Origin of the sequence: Azotobacter bryophylli (assembly GCF_042643485.1) — a bacterium.
GTDB lineage: Bacteria > Pseudomonadota > Gammaproteobacteria > Pseudomonadales > Pseudomonadaceae > Azotobacter > Azotobacter bryophylli.
The window spans coordinates 13887-29939 of sequence record NZ_JBHRSJ010000027.1; the positions used below are offsets into that span (position 1 = coordinate 13887).

General features: G+C 67.7%; 14 protein-coding genes. 5 read left to right on the top strand and 9 right to left on the bottom strand.

Annotated features, from left to right (window positions below):
* Positions 1 to 513 precede the first annotated feature (513 nt).
* Positions 514 to 750: a hypothetical protein gene (locus ACFOJE_RS12920; protein ID WP_377814778.1), complete on the top strand. Its 237-nt coding sequence runs from the start codon at positions 514 to 516 to the stop codon at positions 748 to 750.
* Between the two features lie 15 nt (positions 751 to 765).
* Here the strand turns inward: ACFOJE_RS12920 and can are convergent, their stop codons facing one another.
* The 3 genes from can to otsB all read right to left on the bottom strand — a co-directional run bounded on the left by can (position 766) and on the right by otsB (position 3670).
* Entirely contained in the window at positions 766 to 1407 is a 642-nt protein-coding gene (gene can / locus ACFOJE_RS12925; protein ID WP_377814779.1) for a carbonate dehydratase, read from the bottom strand.
* Between the two features lie 62 nt (positions 1408 to 1469).
* Positions 1470 to 2879 (bottom strand): trehalose-6-phosphate synthase, encoded by a 1410-nt coding sequence (locus tag ACFOJE_RS12930; protein WP_377814780.1) that lies wholly within the window; start codon positions 2877 to 2879, stop codon positions 1470 to 1472.
* A complete protein-coding gene (gene otsB, locus ACFOJE_RS12935; protein WP_377814781.1) occupies positions 2876 to 3670 on the bottom strand; it encodes a trehalose-phosphatase in 795 nt (264 codons plus the stop codon). The genes ACFOJE_RS12930 and otsB overlap by 4 nt, the downstream gene beginning before the upstream one ends.
* Before the next feature lie 126 nt (positions 3671 to 3796).
* Here otsB and ACFOJE_RS12940 point away from each other — a divergent pair, with 126 nt between their 5' ends.
* The gene (locus ACFOJE_RS12940; protein ID WP_377814782.1) at positions 3797 to 4327 is read left to right on the top strand and encodes a hypothetical protein; all 531 of its coding nucleotides are present in this window, start codon (positions 3797 to 3799) and stop codon (positions 4325 to 4327) included.
* 23 nt (positions 4328 to 4350) lie between these two features.
* On the opposite strand, the gene rimI is transcribed toward ACFOJE_RS12940, so the two are convergent.
* The 3 genes from rimI to ACFOJE_RS12955 are packed head-to-tail and all read right to left on the bottom strand — an operon-like array spanning position 4351 to position 7153.
* Positions 4351 to 4803 carry a ribosomal protein S18-alanine N-acetyltransferase gene (gene rimI, locus ACFOJE_RS12945; protein ID WP_377814792.1) on the bottom strand — a complete coding sequence of 151 codons (453 nt, stop codon included), beginning with the start codon at positions 4801 to 4803 and terminating at the stop codon, positions 4351 to 4353.
* 2 nt (positions 4804 to 4805) lie between these two features.
* Positions 4806 to 5606, bottom strand: a complete 801-nt coding sequence (locus ACFOJE_RS12950; RefSeq protein ID WP_377814783.1) for an energy transducer TonB — start codon at positions 5604 to 5606, stop codon at positions 4806 to 4808.
* Positions 5603 to 7153, bottom strand: coding sequence for a 2-isopropylmalate synthase (locus tag ACFOJE_RS12955; RefSeq protein WP_377814784.1), 1551 nt, complete (start codon positions 7151 to 7153; stop codon positions 5603 to 5605). Before ACFOJE_RS12955 ends, ACFOJE_RS12950 begins: the two co-directional genes overlap by 4 nt.
* Positions 7154 to 7361: 208 nt before the next feature.
* Between ACFOJE_RS12955 and mksB the strand changes: the two genes are divergently transcribed.
* The 3 genes from mksB to mksF all read left to right on the top strand — a co-directional run bounded on the left by mksB (position 7362) and on the right by mksF (position 12247).
* Complete coding sequence (gene mksB / locus ACFOJE_RS12960) at positions 7362 to 8603, top strand: Mks condensin complex protein MksB (protein ID WP_377814785.1); 1242 nt, start codon at positions 7362 to 7364, stop codon at positions 8601 to 8603.
* A gap of 126 nt (positions 8604 to 8729) precedes the next feature.
* Positions 8730 to 9416, top strand: a complete 687-nt coding sequence (gene mksE, locus ACFOJE_RS12965) for an Mks condensin complex protein MksE (protein ID WP_377814786.1) — start codon at positions 8730 to 8732, stop codon at positions 9414 to 9416.
* Positions 9413 to 12247: an Mks condensin complex protein MksF gene (gene mksF / locus ACFOJE_RS12970; RefSeq protein WP_377814787.1), complete on the top strand. Its 2835-nt coding sequence runs from the start codon at positions 9413 to 9415 to the stop codon at positions 12245 to 12247. The genes mksE and mksF overlap by 4 nt, the downstream gene beginning before the upstream one ends.
* Before the next feature lie 45 nt (positions 12248 to 12292).
* Here the strand turns inward: mksF and ACFOJE_RS12975 are convergent, their stop codons facing one another.
* The 3 genes from ACFOJE_RS12975 to ACFOJE_RS12985 are packed head-to-tail and all read right to left on the bottom strand — an operon-like array spanning position 12293 to position 15861.
* Positions 12293 to 14605 (bottom strand): PqiB family protein, encoded by a 2313-nt coding sequence (locus tag ACFOJE_RS12975; RefSeq protein WP_377814788.1) that lies wholly within the window; start codon positions 14603 to 14605, stop codon positions 12293 to 12295.
* Positions 14592 to 15215 carry a paraquat-inducible protein A gene (locus ACFOJE_RS12980; protein WP_377814789.1) on the bottom strand — a complete coding sequence of 208 codons (624 nt, stop codon included), beginning with the start codon at positions 15213 to 15215 and terminating at the stop codon, positions 14592 to 14594. The genes ACFOJE_RS12975 and ACFOJE_RS12980 overlap by 14 nt, the downstream gene beginning before the upstream one ends.
* A complete protein-coding gene (locus ACFOJE_RS12985) occupies positions 15202 to 15861 on the bottom strand; it encodes a paraquat-inducible protein A (RefSeq protein WP_377814790.1) in 660 nt (219 codons plus the stop codon). Before ACFOJE_RS12985 ends, ACFOJE_RS12980 begins: the two co-directional genes overlap by 14 nt.
* Positions 15862 to 16053 lie beyond the last annotated feature (192 nt).

Below are 16053 nucleotides of genomic sequence, written 5' to 3' on the forward strand. Positions count from 1 at the left end.
AAGCACCTTCGCTGCCCCCATGAATGAGGGCCTGACAGCAGGCCAGATAGGCTAAGGCACTGTAGGAAGGGGGAGCCGCTTCCCGCGTCTACAAAATCCGCATTCCGGGGTCGCTTCCGGCGAGGTGCTGACCAAATCACCGGGGCGCATTGTGCGCCATAGGTTAGGTCGCTCCTCCCGCTCTAGAGAAATCCGAACTTCGCTCATCGAAACGGTATGTCGCCGCCTTTCCGAGCCGGCTTCACTTACTACCGCCCAGCCATGGACTGCGCAGCAGGCCCCACCTGGGACTGGAAACCGGATAAACTCGCCGCCCCGATGGAGACGCCGAAAACGGCCCGGACCGGGTCTGCTGCCGGTACGGCTTGTCCCTGAAAACCGATTTCCATGAAGGCCCCGAGAACCGGGGCTTTCAGCCACAGGCTCGAACGACAGCGTGAAAAGGGCCTGTCGATTGACAGGCCCTTTTTCCGTTTGTCCGACTTCCTGCGGCCTTTGCGCCAAGGTGTGCCCATGAACAAGCGAAACAGACTGGAAAGCTTCAGCGCCCGCGAGGACGATCTCGAGATGGACATGGACTTCGCCCCTCCCCGCCAGGCCGCGCCGACCACGAAGAGCAGAAGCGGCGGCGCGGGGCTGGTGCTGCAGATCGCCCTAGGCGTCTGGCTCGGCGGTCTGGCGCTGGCGCTGACCCTGTTCGGCCTGTCGCTGGTGATGCCGGAAACGCTGCCGGAGATCACCTTGCGCTGAGCACGGGACTTCCGCTCAGCAGCCTGGCGGGCGCAGGCGGTATTGCGCCGGGATCTGCTCCAGCCCGCTGACCGTCACGTTGAGGTTCTTCCAGCGGCCGTCCTTGAGGCCGTAGATGCAGCCGTGCACCGCCAGCGGCTGGCCGCGGTGCCAGGCGTTCTGCACGATGGTGGTGTGGCTGACGTTGGCCACCTGCTGGATCACGTTCAACTCGCAGAGGCGGTCGAGACGCGCCTCCTCGTTCTCCAGGCGCTTCAGGTGGTCGCGGTATTCGTAGTAGAGATCGCGGATCGAACGTATCCAGCCGTCGATCAGGCCGAGCTGGGCGTCCTGCATCGAGGCCCGCACGCCACCGCAGCCGTAGTGGCCGGTGACCAGGATGTGCCGAACCTTGAGCACCTCGACGGCGTACTGGATGACCGACAGGCAGTTGAGGTCGGTATGCAGCACCACGTTGGCGACGTTGCGGTGCACGAACAGTTCCCCCGGCAGCAGGCCGACGATCTCGTTGGCCGGCACCCGCGCATCCGAGCAGCCGATCCACAGATATTTCGGCGCCTGCTGTCCGGCCAGCTTCTCGAAGAAGCCCGGATCGGCCTCGCTGATGCGCTCGGCCCAACGCCGGTTGTTGTCGAACAGCTGCTCCAGATCGTCCACGACTCCCTCTCCGTTCTGTATCCGGCCCTTCCCGACAGTGTAGACAAGCGTCGGCGGGCGATTCAGGAAGCGACGGCGCGGCCTTCCCGCAGGGCGCTGGGCTGGTCGGCGAACGCTCCCAGATCGCGTAGAAAATTGTCACGCCAGGCGCTCAGGTCCGCCGCGCGGATCGCCTGCATCTGCTGCTCGTAGCGCTCCTTGCGCTCGGCCAGCGGCATGCGCAGAGCCCGGTCCAGCGCTTCGGCCATGCCCACGCAGTCGTAGGGATTGACGATCAGGGCGGAGGTCAGCTCGTGGACCGCCCCGGCGAAGCGCGACAGCACCAGCACCCCCGGGTCTGCCGGGTCCTGCGAGGCCACGTACTCCTTGGCCACCAGGTTCATGCCGTCGCGCAGCGGCACGACGAAGCCGACGTTGGCGGAGCGAAACAGGCCCATCAGCGTGCGCCGGTCGAGGCTCTTGTTGAGATAGTGCAGCGGCGTCCAGTCCAGGTCGGCCAGGCGCCCGTTGAGGTGGCCGGCCTCGGTTTCCAGCTGCTTGCGGATAGCCTGGTAGGTTTTCACGTCCGAACGCGAGGTCGGCGCGATCTGCACGTACTCGACGTTGCGCCGGTGCTCGGGGAACAGGTCGAGGAATTCCTCGTAGGCCAGGAAGCGCTCCAGCAGGCCCTTGGAATAGTCCAGACGGTCGACGCTGATGATGGTCTTGCGCAGCTTGCCGTCGGTGGTGCGGCCGATCAGCGGGCGGCGGCCCCGGTAGGACTCGGCCATGCGGCGGATCTCGTCGGGCATCACGCCGATCGGGTAGACGCCGGTGCGGAACTTCTGTCCGTAGGCGAACAGGCTGCCGTCCGGCTTGACCTGACCGTGCGCCTCGCGGGTCATGTAGTCCTGGAAGGCCAGGCGGTCGGTCTCGGTCTGGAAGCCGATCAGGTCGTAGGCGCTGAAGGTCTTGAGCAGGTCGCGGTGGGCCGGGATGGCGGTGAGGATCTCCGGCGCCGGAAACGGGATGTGCAGGAAGAAGCCGATGCGGTTGTCGACGCCGAGCTGGCGACAAGCGTCGGCGAAGGGGATCAGGTGGTAGTCGTGGACCCAGATGATGTCGTCCGGGCGCAGCAGCGGCTTGAGCTTCTCGGCGAGCATGGCGTTGACCCGGCGATAGCCTTCGTAGTCCTCGCGGCAGTAGCGGGCCAGGTCGATGCGGTAGTGGAAGATCGGCCACAGGGTGGCGTTGGAGAAGCCCCGGTAGTACTGGTCGTAGTCGCGCTTGCAGAGTCCCATGGTGATGTAGGTGATGTTGCCGAGGGTCTCGTAGCTGATCTCCGGCTTCTTGGTGACTTCGCCGTTCCAGCCGAACCAGAAGCCGCCGGCCTCGCGCAAGGCCTCGTAGACCCCCACGGCCAGCCCGCCCGCGGCGGCCTTGCTGTCGCGGATGGGCGCGACCCGATTGGAAACCACTACCAGTCGATTCATGGCGGACCTTCCGTTTGCTGGGTGAAGGAAAGGGGCGGCGGCTCGCCGAGGGCCCGAAGCAGCTCGCCGAGCCAGCGCCCGACCGCCGCGACCGAGTCCAGCCGCTGCACGGCGGCGGTCGGGCCGGGGCCGACCTTGATCGAATGCCCGCCCAGCTCATTGACTGCGGCGAAGCCCGCCTCGTCGGTCAGGTCGTCGCCGACGAACACCGGACGGTGCCCGGCGAACGGGGACGAATCCATGAAGTCGCGGATCACCTCGCCCTTGCTCGCCCCGCGCGGCTTGAGTTCGAACACGCACTTGCCCGGCTGCAGGGTCAGCAGGTCTGCATGGCGCCGGGCGAAGTCCTCGGCCAGGCGGCGGGCCGTCTCCTCCAGTTGCGGAGCCAGGCGGTAATGCAGGGCGAAGGCCACGTCCTTGTTCTCCAGGTACAGATCCGGGTGCCCGGCGCAGGCCTGCGCCAGCTCCGCCCGGACCCGCTCCAGCGCCGCCCTGTCGACCGGCAAGCGCTGCTGCCGGCCGGCGGCGTCGCGCCGCTCGGCGCCGTGCACGCCGGCGGCGGGGAGCCTGAGCGGGGCGAACAGGCGGTCGAGATCGACCAGCCGCCGGCCGGAGATCACCGCCAGGGGAATCCCGCGCGCCTGCAGCCGCCCCAGGGCGGCGAGGATGGCCGGCGGAACGAATACGAGTTCCGGACGGGGCTGGATCTCGGCCAGCGTTCCGTCCACGTCGAAGAAGAAGGCGCAGCGCCGTGGATCGAGCGCCGCCTGTGCATCGTCTTGGCCACCCATGCTGGTGTGACAGAGTGTCGCGGCAGTGGTTTCGTTTGGCGCGCCGACCGGCAGCGGCGACTGCCGAATCTTCCCGCCCACAACCGGTCAAAACCGGTGAGCGAAAAACCAGGCAGGAGTACCGCCATGAGCGAGCGCAAGCCCCCCACTCCGACGGAAATCGACGACATGGAGGATCGCATCGGCTCGGTGGAGCCACTGGACTTCAGCAGCAAGCACGACGAACGCCAGGGCTACGCCGGCGACCGAAGGCCGGAGTCGGAGCTGCGCGACGAGTTCCCGCCCGAGCGCGTGCACGAGGCAGGCATGACCAGCGGCGAGACGCTGGACGACGCGCCGACCATGGACGATCTGTCCCCGGAGACCCTGACCCCGGAGGACGGCGCCCGCTCCGCCCACGAACGCGGCCACGGCCTGCCGGCCGACCAGGACCTGCGCACGGTCGACGCCGACCATATCGGCGCCGGCGGCGGTCTGGACGAAGAGGAGGAAGCCCTCCTCGAGCCCTTGGACGGACAGCCCTGGAACAAGACCGACGACCTCGGCGTCGACGAAAAGGATGACGAGGAAGAAGAGGAGGAAGAGGGCAACGTCCTGTCCGACGAGGAACTGAGAGGACCGGGCCCCCTCGACTCCGGGCCGCATCGGGAAAGCTAGGACGGCGCGAACACCGGCCGGCTTCAGTCCAGTAGGGTACAGGCCATCACCAGGGCGTCCTCGCGCCCGTCAGCGGACGGGTAGTAGCCGCGCCGGCGACCAATCTCGTTGAAGCCGTAGCGCTCGTACAGGCGGTAGGCGCTGGCGTTGCTGGCGCGAACCTCGAGGAAGCATTCGGCGGCGTTGCGCGCCTGTGCCCGCGACATCAGGTGCTCCAGCAGGCGCAGGCCGAGGCCGCGGCCCTGGCTCTCCGGCTTGACCGTGATGTTGAGCAGGTGCGCCTCGTCGAGGATCACGTTGATCACCCCGTGGCCCACCTGCTGGCTGCCCTCGAACATCAGCCAGCACTCGTAGGACTTCAGTCCGTCGAGGAAGATGCCACGGGTCCAGGGATGGCTGAAGGCGGCGTATTCGATTCTCAGCACCGCATCCAGATCCGCCTCGGTCATCGGGCGGAAGGAAATCGCATCACTCACGCTCATTCGGTTATCCAGCGCACACGTATCCGGCGCATGGCGCGCCACAGCTCGGCCTTGCGGGCCGGCTCGTCCATGAGGGTTTCCAGTCCGGGCAGCGCCCAGGCCACCGGCAGGCCGTCCACATGCAGTTCGCGGAGGTAGGCATCGGCATCGGTCTCGCCGGCGAAGCGTAGCGCCGGCAGGCCGACCAGCCAGAGGCAGGCGCACTCGCCCTCCTCCTCCAGCCGCGCGGCGACGAAGCTCTGCACGTATTGCAGCGCCGCCTGCGGCCCCTGGTCCAGGTTGCCGCGCCGCAGCAGCGGCCAGCGCACCGGCTCGCCGATCAGCCGCGGGCTGTCCGGCAGACCGGCGGCGCGCAGCAGGTCGCGCAGCAGCAGATAGGCCGGGTCGCGGCTCTGGAACGGCTCGCCGGTGGGCAGTTCTACCAGCAGGGCGCAGCGCCCGGCACGCAGCAGCTGCAGGGCGAAGCGCGGCGGCGGCAACGGCGCCGCCTTGGGCGAAACGGTTTCGCTCGGGGCCGGCGCGGCGACCGCTGGCGGCGGTTCGACCCGCGCCGTCGGCGCCGGACGCGGCACCGCGACCTGCACCTTGGCCCGCGCCGACGGGCGCTCCGCAGGCGTGGCCGCCGGAACCGGAGCGACCGGCTCTACCCGCCGGGCCGGCGCCGGCGTCTCGACCGGCGGCGGCAGTTCCAGCAGTTCCGGACGCGACGGCGCGGCAAACGGCAGCGCCACCCGCGGCAGCCAGCTGACCACCTGCATGGCGCCCAGATAGGCGCGGCGGCGGGCTTCGTCGATCAAACGTCGGCCGCCTGCGGGTGGGCCTTGGGCACGCCGGCCTGCATCAGGTTCAGCGCGTTGATGTAGGCCTTGGCCGAGGCCACCAGGATGTCGATGTCGGAACCGTTGCCGTTGACGATGCGGCCGGCCTTCTCCAGGCGCACGGTGACTTCGCCCTGGGAGTCGGTGCCCTCGGTGATGGCGTTGACCGAATAGAGCTGCAGGCTGGCCTCAGAGCGGGCGACGGACTCGATGGCCTTGAAGATCGCATCCACCGGCCCGGCGCCCTCGGCGACCGCCCCCTGCTCGCCGCCGGCGATCGCCAGGCGCAGCTGCGCCCGGGGCACGCTGCCGGTCTTCGAGGAGACGTCCAGGGACACCAGGCGATAGTGCTCCGGCGCTTCCTCGTCGTGGGTGTCGGAGACCAGCGCCTGCAGGTCCTCGTCGAAGATCTCGTGCTTCTTGTCGGCCAGCGCCTTGAAGCGGGCGAAGGCGGCGTTCACCGCTGCATCGTCGGCCAGGGCGATGCCCAGCTCCTCCAGGCGGGTGCGGAAGGCGTTGCGACCGGAGTGCTTGCCCAGCACCATCTTGTTGGTGTGCCAGCCCACGTCCTGGGCCGACATGATCTCGTAGGTCTCGCGGTGCTTGAGCACGCCGTCCTGGTGGATGCCGGACTCGTGGGCGAAGGCGTTGGCGCCGACGATGGCCTTGTTCGGCTGCACCGGGAAGCCGGTGATGCCGGAGACCAGACGCGAGGCGGCGAGGATGTGCGGGGTGTCGATGTTGGTGTGCACGCCGAGCAGGTCGTGGCGGGTCTTGATCGCCATGACCACTTCCTCCAGCGCGGCGTTGCCGGCGCGCTCGCCGAGGCCGTTGATGGTGCACTCCACCTGGCGCGCGCCGGCGACCACGGCGGCCAGGGAGTTGGCCACGGCGAGGCCGAGGTCGTTGTGGCAGTGCACCGAGAAGATCGCCTTGTCGGCGTTGGGGATGCGCTCCAGCAGCTGGCGGATCGTCTCGCCGTACTGGTGCGGAATCGCATAGCCCACGGTGTCCGGAATGTTGATGGTGCGCGCGCCGGCGTCGATGGCCGCCTCGATGATCCGGCAGAGGAAGTCCAGCTCCGAACGGCCGGCGTCCTCGCAGGAGAACTCCACGTCGGCGCACAGGCTGCGCGCCTTCTTCACCGCACGCACGGCCTGCTCCACCACCTGGTCGGGCTGCATGCGCAGCTTGTACTGCATGTGGATCGGGCTGGTGGCGATGAAGGTGTGGATACGCCCGGAGTTGGCGTTCTTCAGCGCCTCGGCGGCGCGCTCGATGTCCGCGTCCACCGCCCGCGCCAGACTGCACACGGTGCTGTCCTTGATGCTGTCGGCGATGCTCTTGACCGCCTCGAAGTCGCCCGGGCTGGCGATGGCGAAGCCGGCTTCGATCACGTCGACACGCAGGCGCTCCAAGGCCTTGGCGATGCGCAGCTTCTCCTCCCCGGTCATGGAGGCGCCGGGGCTCTGCTCGCCGTCGCGCAGGGTGGTGTCGAAAATGATGACGCGGTCGTTGCTGCTCATGTAGCGGGCTCCTCAGGGCTCGGGCGAACGGAGGCCGAAGCCGAAACGGTGAAGCGAAAGACAATCCAATGGTGAATTGTGGCCGGAAACGCCTCGGGCGGAAAGGCCGGCGGGCACATCCCCGCGCCCGTCGCCCCTTGCGGCGCGCATCGCGCCAGGCACGGCCGTACTGCAGTACAATCCGGGCTTTTGCACGAATCCGTCCGCGATGATCGATCCCAAGCGCGTGCTGCGCGCCCTCGCCGAACACTGGAACCTGCTCGATCCGCTGTGCGAGCGCTTCGACGCCGGCACCCTGAGCCTCGGCGAACTGCGCGGCCAGCTCGCCGCGCAACTGCCGGAAGGCACGCCCGCCGACGTCACCGCCCTGCTCGATGCGTGGATCCGCCTGGACATCCTGGTGCCGGTGGCCAAAAGCCCCAACCGTTTCGAGCTGAACGCCCAGATCCACGACTTCCTCGCCTACCTGCGCCGCGAGCACCGCCTCGGCCTGTGTCTGGAGATCGAGGCCTACCTGCGCCACCTGGAGCGCCTGGCCGGCAACATCCAGGACGCCTTCGAGGTGCGCGACGGCGAGGACCTCGCCCGCCAGCTGCGCCTGCTCGACATGCGCGTGCGCGACGTGCTGAAGAAGCTGGGCAACGACGAACAGGCGCTGCTCGGCGTGGCCGAGCGGGCCAAGACCAGCGACCGGCAGATCCCCCTGCGCCAGCGCTACGCCGAGGTGCTGGCGACCTGGGACGAGTACGTCGAGCCGATGATCCAGCTGGTCGCCGCCGACGGCGCCTTCGAGCAGGGCGTGCACCGGGTCGAGCAGGTGCTGCTGAAGCTGCTCGGCGAACAGCAGCGCCTCGGCCGGCTGGTCGACGACGACCAACTGCTGCGCACCCACGCGCGCATCCTGGAAATGCAGACCGTCGCCCAGTTGACCCTGCGCCGCGCCCGCGAGCTGCTGCTGCCGCTGCGCGAAGAGGCGCGCCGGCACAACGCCGTGACCCGCGGCGCCGCCCTGGCGCTCTCGGTGATCCGCAAGAAGGGGCTCGATGCCGTGCCGCACGCCGCGCTGCCGCTGTTCAGCCGGCCGCAGAGCACCTTCCTCGGCTCGGCCAGCCAGGTGGAGGCCTACGTCTACGCTCTCGCCCGCTTCGAGGCCAAGCCGGCGCAGTTCCCCAAGGCCGAGCCCAAGCCCAGGACCGACGCCGCGCGTGCGCCGCGCACGGTCCGGGAAATGCTCGATCGCTGCGCGCAGGCCCTGCCGCTGCCGGACCTGATGGCCTGGCTGCTGGAGCAGGAGCCGGACGGCGCCACCGACGAACTGCTCTACTGGTTCTCCCGCCTGTCCCGCGACGCCCGCTTCCAGCGCGAGCGTCTGGAGCGCCGCGACTACCTGACCCGCGAGCATCAGGTCAGCCTGAGCTCCTTCGCCCTGGTGGGCCAAGCCGATGCTTGAGCCCGACGTAGGGTGGACAACGCTTCGCTTGTCCATCCATCGCCCCTCGGAACTCTCCGCCGGAAAAGGCTTCGTGGTTTTCCACGGGGCGGCCATCCGTCCTACGACTGCCTGTGAGCAACGCTTATGAACATCGACCTCAAGGAAATGACCCAGCTTGCCGCCATCTTCCGCGAGCTGTTCAAGGGCTATCACCTCTCCTCCAGCCAGCCGGAATGCTACGCCCAGCTGTCCAGCCAGCAGGACCAGTACCGCCTCCTGTTCAAGGCCCTCGGCTTCGAGCTGGTCTGCGATCCGCGCGGCTTCTACTACTTCGTCCCCGAGCAGATGGGCCCGCAGGTGAACAAGACCGCCCAGCGCCTGGCGCTGTTCACCTTCATCCTGGTCGAGCACCTGGCCGACCAGGGCCGCGATCCGCTGGCCGTGCTCGACGGCGGCAGCCTCGGCCGCGACGAGCTGCCGGCGCTGCTGGACAAGTACCGCGACCTCTTCCTCCAGGCCGAGGTCACCAGCCAAGAAGAGCTGGAGGAGAAGATCGTCCGCCGCCTGACCCAGCTCGGCTTCGCCGCCGACGAGCAGGGCAGCTACCGCTTCCTGCCGCCGATGCACCGCTTCATCGACGTCTGCCTGGCGGTGCAGCAGGACCGCGACCTGGCCGCCAGCCTGCACAGCAGCGACCTGCCGCTGCCCGCGCCGGTACTGGCCGAGGAGACGGCCGAGGCCGGCGCCATCGATTTCGCCAGCGGGGACGGGGAGTCCGAGGAGGACACCCTGGCCCGCGCCATCGCCGAAGAAAAGGAACTTGAAGCATGACCCAGGAACGCTACGGCATCCGCCGCTTCGCCCTGCTCAACACCGCCGGCTACAGCCTCGGCCTGTTTCCCCTGGAGACCCCGCTGTCGGTGTACGGCGCCAACAACCTGGGCAAGAGCGCCTCGATCAACGCCCTGCAGTTCCCGATCCTGGCGCGCCTGTCGGACATGAGCTTCGGCAAGTACAGCCTGGAACAGTCGCGCCGGTTCTACTTCGCCTCGGATACCAGCTACATCCTCGTCGAACTCGCCCTGCCCCACGGTCCGCACGTGATCGGCGTGGCCGGACGCGGCCCGGGCGGCGGCTTCGGCCACCAGTTCTTCGCCTATACCGGCTCGCTGGACCTGGAGCACTACCAGAAGGACGGCACCTGCCTGCGCCAGCGCGAGCTGTTCGCCAACCTGGAGCGCGCCGGGATCAAGGCCCACGAGATCAAGCCCGACGAGCTGCGCCGCCTGCTGGTCGGCGGCCATACCTCCGTGCCGCTGGACCTGACCCTGATTCCGCTGCGCTCCACCAGCGAGCAGAGCCTGAAGACCTTCCGCGCGCTGTTCATCAACCTGCTGCACATGCGCGAGATCACCGCGGCCAAGCTCAAGCAGCTGTTCCTCGACGCCTTCGAGCACAGCCTGCGCTCCGGCAGCGTCGACTACATCGCCGCCACCGAGGAGGCGTTCCGCGACGTGCGGCGCATGGAGCAGGACTACCAGGCGCTGGTCGCCGCCGGCCCGCTGGTCGAGGCCCTGGCCGCCGGGGTGACCCAGCGCGACCTGCTGCGCGGCAAGCTGCACCGCCTCTCGCCGCTGCTCGATTCCCTGCTCGGCACCTGGCAGGAATACGCCGGCGCGCGCCGCGAGGAACTGGTGATCCAGGCCGAGCACTACCGCCGCGAGCAGGACGGCCTGCAGCACGAGCAGCGCGGCTCCACCTCCGAGCTGATGCGCCTGGAGCGGGAGATCAGCGACACCCAGCGCTGGCTCGGCGAGCTGGCGGTGCTGAAGAACCGCTTCGCCCTGGTCGAGGACAGCAAGGTGCTGGAGCAGCAGCTGCTCGCCGCCAAGGACGCCCACGACGAACTGGCCGGCGCTCTGGCGCAGTCACGGCAGTTCTCCAGCAGCGATCTGGACGAGCGTCTGCGCGACCTGGAGCAGCGCCTGAGATCGGTCAAGCAGCAGATCGAACACGCCGACAACAACAGCTACTCGCGCTTGCGCGAGGAGTTTTCGCAAGCCGACGTCGAGCGCCTGATGCGCTTGTTCAACGGCGCCCTGTTCAGTCTGCCCCTGGGCGAGGCCGGCATCGCCCTGGAGGATGGCGATGCCTGGGTGAAGTCTCTGGAAGGCGTGCTCGCCGGCTTCAAGGGCGAGCGCTTCGAGGCGCCCGGCCTGTCCATCGACCTCTCCCACATCGAGCCGCCGGCGCTGCAGGCCCTGGCCGACCGCGCCGCCCTGCGCGAACAGAAGGACCGTCTGGAGCGCGAGCTCAAGCAGCTCAGAACCCAGCAATCGGTCGCCGCCGACCTCGGCGCGAGCAAGGCCGAGGCCGAGCGGCTGTACCAGGCGGTGCTGGACGCGCAGAAGGCACTGGAGGACTTCCGCCGCAGCCAGACCCTGGCCGCCGAGGAGTCGACCAAGCTGGAGAAGCTGGCCCAGGCCGAGGCGCTGCAAGACGAACTCAAGCGCTCCAGCGATGCCTTCGCCGAGCGCGTCCAGCAGCTCTCCGCCAAGCTGCAGCTGGTCGGCCGCCAGCTCGCCGATCTGGAAGCCAAGGAGCGCACCCTGGCCGACGCCCTGCGCCGGCGTCAGCTGCTGCCGGCCGACCTGCCGCAGGGCACGCCGTACCTGGAGCCGCTGGACGACTCCCTGGACAACCTGCTGCCGCTGCTCAACGACTACCAGGACAGCTGGCAGGCGCTGCAGCGCATCGACGGCCAGATCGAGGCCCTGTACGCCCAGGTGCGCCTGAAGGGCGTGGCCAAGTTCGACAGCGAGGAAGACCCTGAGCGCCGCCTGCGGTTGCTGCTCAACGCCTACGCCCATCGCCAGGACGAGGCCCTGACCCTGGCCAAGGCCCGCCGCGCCGCGGTCACCGACATCGCCCGAACACTGCGCAACATCCGCAGCGACTACGACAGCCTGGAGCACCAGCTGGCGCTGTTCAACCGCGAGATCAACCGGCGCCAGGTCTCCAACCTGGAGAGCTTCCGCATCGTCCTGGCGCCGAACCGCGATGCGCTCAGGCACATCGACCAGATCATCCACAGCGCCGGGCAGTACGAGGAAGGCGAGACCCTGTCGGTGTTCGACCTGTCCCAGTCCGCCGAGCAGGACGCCAAGAACGAAGAAGCCAAGGAGTATCTGGCGCGACTGGTGGCGGCCAACCACAACCAGCTCGGCCTCAAGGACCTGTTCGAGCTGGCCTTCGAGATCACCAAGGTCGGCGGCCAGCCGGTGATCCACACCGACATCGACGGCGCGGCGTCCAACGGCACCACCATGACCATCAAGGCGCTGACCAACATGTACCTGCTGCTGCACCTGATGGACCGCGAGCAGGCCGGGCGCATCCGCCTGCCCTATTACCTGGACGAGGCCGCGGACATCGACGAACGCAACCAGCAGGCGCTGATCGAGACCAGCCTGCAGCTCGGCTTCGTGCCCATCCTCGCTTCGGTGAAACCGCAGGTGTCGGCCCACGTCGCCATCGACTTGGAAGGCGGCAGCGGCCCCAGTGGCATCTACATCGACGAGGCGGACTGGAAATTCATCAAGCGCCGCGAATTGGCCGAACTGCCGAGCGAGGCCCCGGACGAGGTCGGCGAACCGGCCTGACGGCGCAAAGGACGAGGGCCGCGATTGCGGCCCTCATTTCCCGACTCAGCGGTCCTTGCCCAGGGCGATCTTCGGCGCCCAATGCAGCCACTCCTCGTTCGCCTCGCCGTACAGGGGGAAGGTCTGCCCCGGCTGCGCCGGCTTGCCCATCTGCTCGCCTTCCGGGGTGGCGAAGGCGATGCCGCCTTCCAGCAGGGTCTCCACCGACTCGGTACGGATCTGCGCCCCTTTGAACAGGCCGAAATCGAAACCGAAGCCGCTGGCGTTCCAGAAGCGGCTGCCGCTGCGCACCAGCGTCGCGTAACGGGGCTCGATGAGAATGCCGACCAGGACCCGGTCGGCGTTCGGCCCCAGCTGGAAATCGGTCACCTTGCCGACCGCCACCTCCCGGTAGGTCACCGGTACGCCCGGCTTCAGCGAGCCGCGCCGCGGCGCGCTGAGCACCAGGCGCAGCCCGGCCTCCTCGCCGGACACGCTCGGCGCCTCGGAGGCGGCGACGAAGCGGGTCTGGCGCGCGGCGTTGTCAGGTGCCGGCTGCACCTCCAGGTAGGGGCCGCTGACCAGGGTATCCAGGTTGGCGGTATGGGCCAGGCCCAGTTCGGGGCGGACCACCCAGAACCGGGTGCCGGCCCGGGCGATACGCTCCGCCGCCTTGCCGATCCTGGCATCGAGCAGGACGCTCTTGAGATCGTCGCTCAGCTCGACCCGGTCCACCTTGCCCACTTCCAGGCCCTTGTAGCGGATCGGCGTGCCCGGGCGCAGCCCGTCGCCGCGCTCCACGCGAATCTGCACCGACACGCCTTCGCGCAGGGCGGTCTCGCGGTCGGCGTACAGCTCGAAGCGCTGGATGCGCCTGTCGACCGCCGCCTTGGGGTCCGGGGTCTCGAAGGCGATCCCGCCGGCCAGCAGGCTCTGCACCGATTCGCTCTTCACCTCGATGCCGGACAGGCCGCCACTCAGGCTGATGCCGCTGGCATTCCAGAAGCGCGTCGAGCTGTTGACCAGGTTGGCGTAGTCCGGCTCGATGTGCACCCCCAGCAGTACGCGCTGGCGGTCCGGGGAGAGCTGATAGCTCTGCACCGAGCCGACCTTGAGCTTGCGGTAGAGGACGGGACTGCCGATATCGAGCGAGCCGAGGGTGTCGCTGGTCAGCACCAGATGCAGGCCGGGCGCGCCGAGATCCATGGGCGGCGCCTTGGGCCGGGCGACGAATTCGCGCCTGGGCGTCCCGCCCTTCTCGCCAGGACGAATACCGATGTAGTTGCCCTTCACCAGCGCCTCCAGCCCGGTCACGCCGCCCAGGGAGATCGAAGGCTTGACCACCCAGAACTCGGCGCCGGCGACCAGGTAGTCCTCGATCAGGGGGTCCAGCGTCAGCTCGGCCCTGGCCGTCGAGAGACCGGGCTCGACCTGCAGGGTCTTTAAGGTGCCGACCTGGATGCCCTTGTACACCACCGGGGTTCGCCCGGCCTGCAGCCCCTCGAAATCGCCCAGCTCCAGGGCGATCTTGATCCCGGTCTGCGCGGCGTCGAAGCTCTCGTACAGGCGGAACGGAAAGCGCGTATCGGTCGGCGGGCTGTCCTTGCGATTCTCCGGCGTGGCGAAGGCGATGCCGCCCGCCACGATGCTGGCCAGGGATTCGCTATGGAACTTGACCCCGCCCAGGCCGGCATCGACCGTGATGCCGCTGGCGTTCCAGAAGCGGGTGTGCTTGCGCACCAGGTGGGCATAGGCCGGCTCGATGAAGACGTTGATCTCCACCGTGCTCTGGTCCTCCGCCAACCGATAGCTCTTCACCCGGCCGACCTGGATCTGCTTGTAGAACACCGGGCTGTCGCGATTCAGCGAGCCGAGCCGGTCGGCCTTCAGCTTCAGGTGCAATCCGGGCACGCTGTCGGGCATCGGCGGTGCCTCCAACAGGGCGGTGAACTTCTTCTTGGGCTCGCCATCCCCCGGGCTCACCGCGATGTAATTGCCCGAGACCAGGGTTTCCAGGCCGCTGATTCCGGCCAGCGTCACGCTCGGCTTGACCAGCCAGAAGCGCGTATTGCTGCGCAGGTAAGACTGGACTTCCTTGTTCATCTCCAGGGTCGCGACGACCCCTTGGTTGGCGCCCTCGCCATTCAGGGCGAGATCGACGACCTTGCCGACCGGCATGCCCTTATAGATGACCTCGGTCTTGTTCGCCACGATGCCTTCGCCGCTGCTGAACTGCACCTGCACCTCGATGCCGGCCTGACTGTAGGCACGCCAGGCGAGCCAGGCACCGATCAGCAAGGCGATCAATGGCAGCACCCAGATTGCTGACCAGTTCGAGGCCGGTCGGACTCTGGCCGTCGGCAGGTCATTCTTGGTCATCGTACGACTCCGTGTTGTCCCAGATCAGGCGGGGATCGAAAGTGATTGCGGCCAGCATGGTCAGGATCACCACGCTGGCGAAGGCCATGGCCCCCAGGTCGGCCTCGACGCGCGCCAGGGTACCGAAATTCACCAGCGCCACGAGAATGGCGATGACGAAGACATCCAGCATCGACCAGCGCCCGATCCACTCGATGAAGCGGAACATGACGATGCGCTGCCGTGCGGAAAGTGGCTGTTTGCGTTGCACCGAGATCAATAACAAGGCGATGCCTACCAGCTTGAAGGTCGGCACCAGAATACTCGCCACGAAGACCACCAGTGCGATGGGCAGGGAGCCGGCCTGTACCAGGGCGACGACCCCGGACATGATGGTATCCGGCTCGCCCTGCCCCAGGGCACTGACGGTCATGATCGGTAGCAGATTGGCGGGAATGTACAGGATCGCGGCGGTAATCAGCAGAGCCCAGGTCCGAGCCAGACTGTGCGGGTGCCGCGCGTGCACCGAAGCACCGCAGCGGGTGCAGCGCTGGCGGCCATGGTCCGAATCCTGGCGATTGAGCTGATGACATTCGGGACATATCAGGATTCCCGCCTCAATGGCCCGCATAGCGGCTCTCCCCTGACAGCGCCTCCCAGACCTGTTGGGGTGACATGACCACCTCCAGCCAGATCTGCAGCAGCAACAGACCGATGAAACATGCCAGACCGATGCCCATTTCGATATTAGCCAATGCGATCAGCTTGACGATCGAGACCAAGATGCCCATCAGATATACCTCGAGCATCCCCCACTCACGTAGGTGGTGGTAAGTCCTGTACAGGAACAACCCGTGGACACGCCCGACATCCCAGCGAATGCAGAGCAGGACTGCCAGTTGGCACAGCAGCTTGAGTAGCGGGATGCCCATGCTGCAGAGAAACACGACTACGGCGATGACTCGCAAGCCGCCATCGTACAGACTCCGCACCGCACTCCACACAGTGTCCTGCGTGGTCTGGCCCAGCAGATGGAGATGCATGATCGGCAGGAAATTAGCCGGGATGTAGAGCAGCAAAGCAGCCAGGGCCAAAGCCAAGCTGCGCTGCAACATTTGCGGACGATGGCTGAACAACTCGAAGCCGCAACGGGGGCATTCAGCTCGCTCGCCTAACGCCAGTTCCGGCTTGCGCATGAGCAGATCGCACTCATGGCAGGCAGCCAGTTGCTCCAGAGGAAGCTCGATCAGTTCTCGGGAATCATCAACATCGCACATGACAAAAACTCATTGAGCGGGAGGCCCGTGTCCAGACGGGCGAGCCGGAGCGGGCGTCGCGAGACGCTCCTCGGCGGCGAGCGCTGCACCCCTTTTTTCGCGGCGCAAAGACGAACCCCCGACCGGCAGGTGCCAGTCGGGGGTTCGGGATAGGCGCTTGACGATGACCTACTCTCACATGGGGAAACCCCA

What these genes read in the sequence shown, in the direction of transcription:
- ACFOJE_RS12920 (WP_377814778.1), top strand. Translation starts at nt 514, where the DNA reads ATGAACAAGCGAAACAGACTGGAAAGCTTCAGCGCCCGCGAGGACGAT.
- ACFOJE_RS12985 (WP_377814790.1), bottom strand. Translation starts at nt 15,861, where the DNA reads ATGTGCGATGTTGATGATTCCCGAGAACTGATCGAGCTTCCTCTGGAG.
- ACFOJE_RS12930 (WP_377814780.1), bottom strand. Translation starts at nt 2,879, where the DNA reads ATGAATCGACTGGTAGTGGTTTCCAATCGGGTCGCGCCCATCCGCGAC.
- mksE (WP_377814786.1), top strand. Translation starts at nt 8,730, where the DNA reads ATGAACATCGACCTCAAGGAAATGACCCAGCTTGCCGCCATCTTCCGC.
- ACFOJE_RS12980 (WP_377814789.1), bottom strand. Translation starts at nt 15,215, where the DNA reads ATGCGGGCCATTGAGGCGGGAATCCTGATATGTCCCGAATGTCATCAG.
- mksF (WP_377814787.1), top strand. Translation starts at nt 9,413, where the DNA reads ATGACCCAGGAACGCTACGGCATCCGCCGCTTCGCCCTGCTCAACACC.
- ACFOJE_RS12940 (WP_377814782.1), top strand. Translation starts at nt 3,797, where the DNA reads ATGAGCGAGCGCAAGCCCCCCACTCCGACGGAAATCGACGACATGGAG.
- ACFOJE_RS12975 (WP_377814788.1), bottom strand. Translation starts at nt 14,605, where the DNA reads ATGACCAAGAATGACCTGCCGACGGCCAGAGTCCGACCGGCCTCGAAC.
- ACFOJE_RS12955 (WP_377814784.1), bottom strand. Translation starts at nt 7,153, where the DNA reads ATGAGCAGCAACGACCGCGTCATCATTTTCGACACCACCCTGCGCGAC.
- mksB (WP_377814785.1), top strand. Translation starts at nt 7,362, where the DNA reads ATGATCGATCCCAAGCGCGTGCTGCGCGCCCTCGCCGAACACTGGAAC.
- otsB (WP_377814781.1), bottom strand. Translation starts at nt 3,670, where the DNA reads ATGGGTGGCCAAGACGATGCACAGGCGGCGCTCGATCCACGGCGCTGC.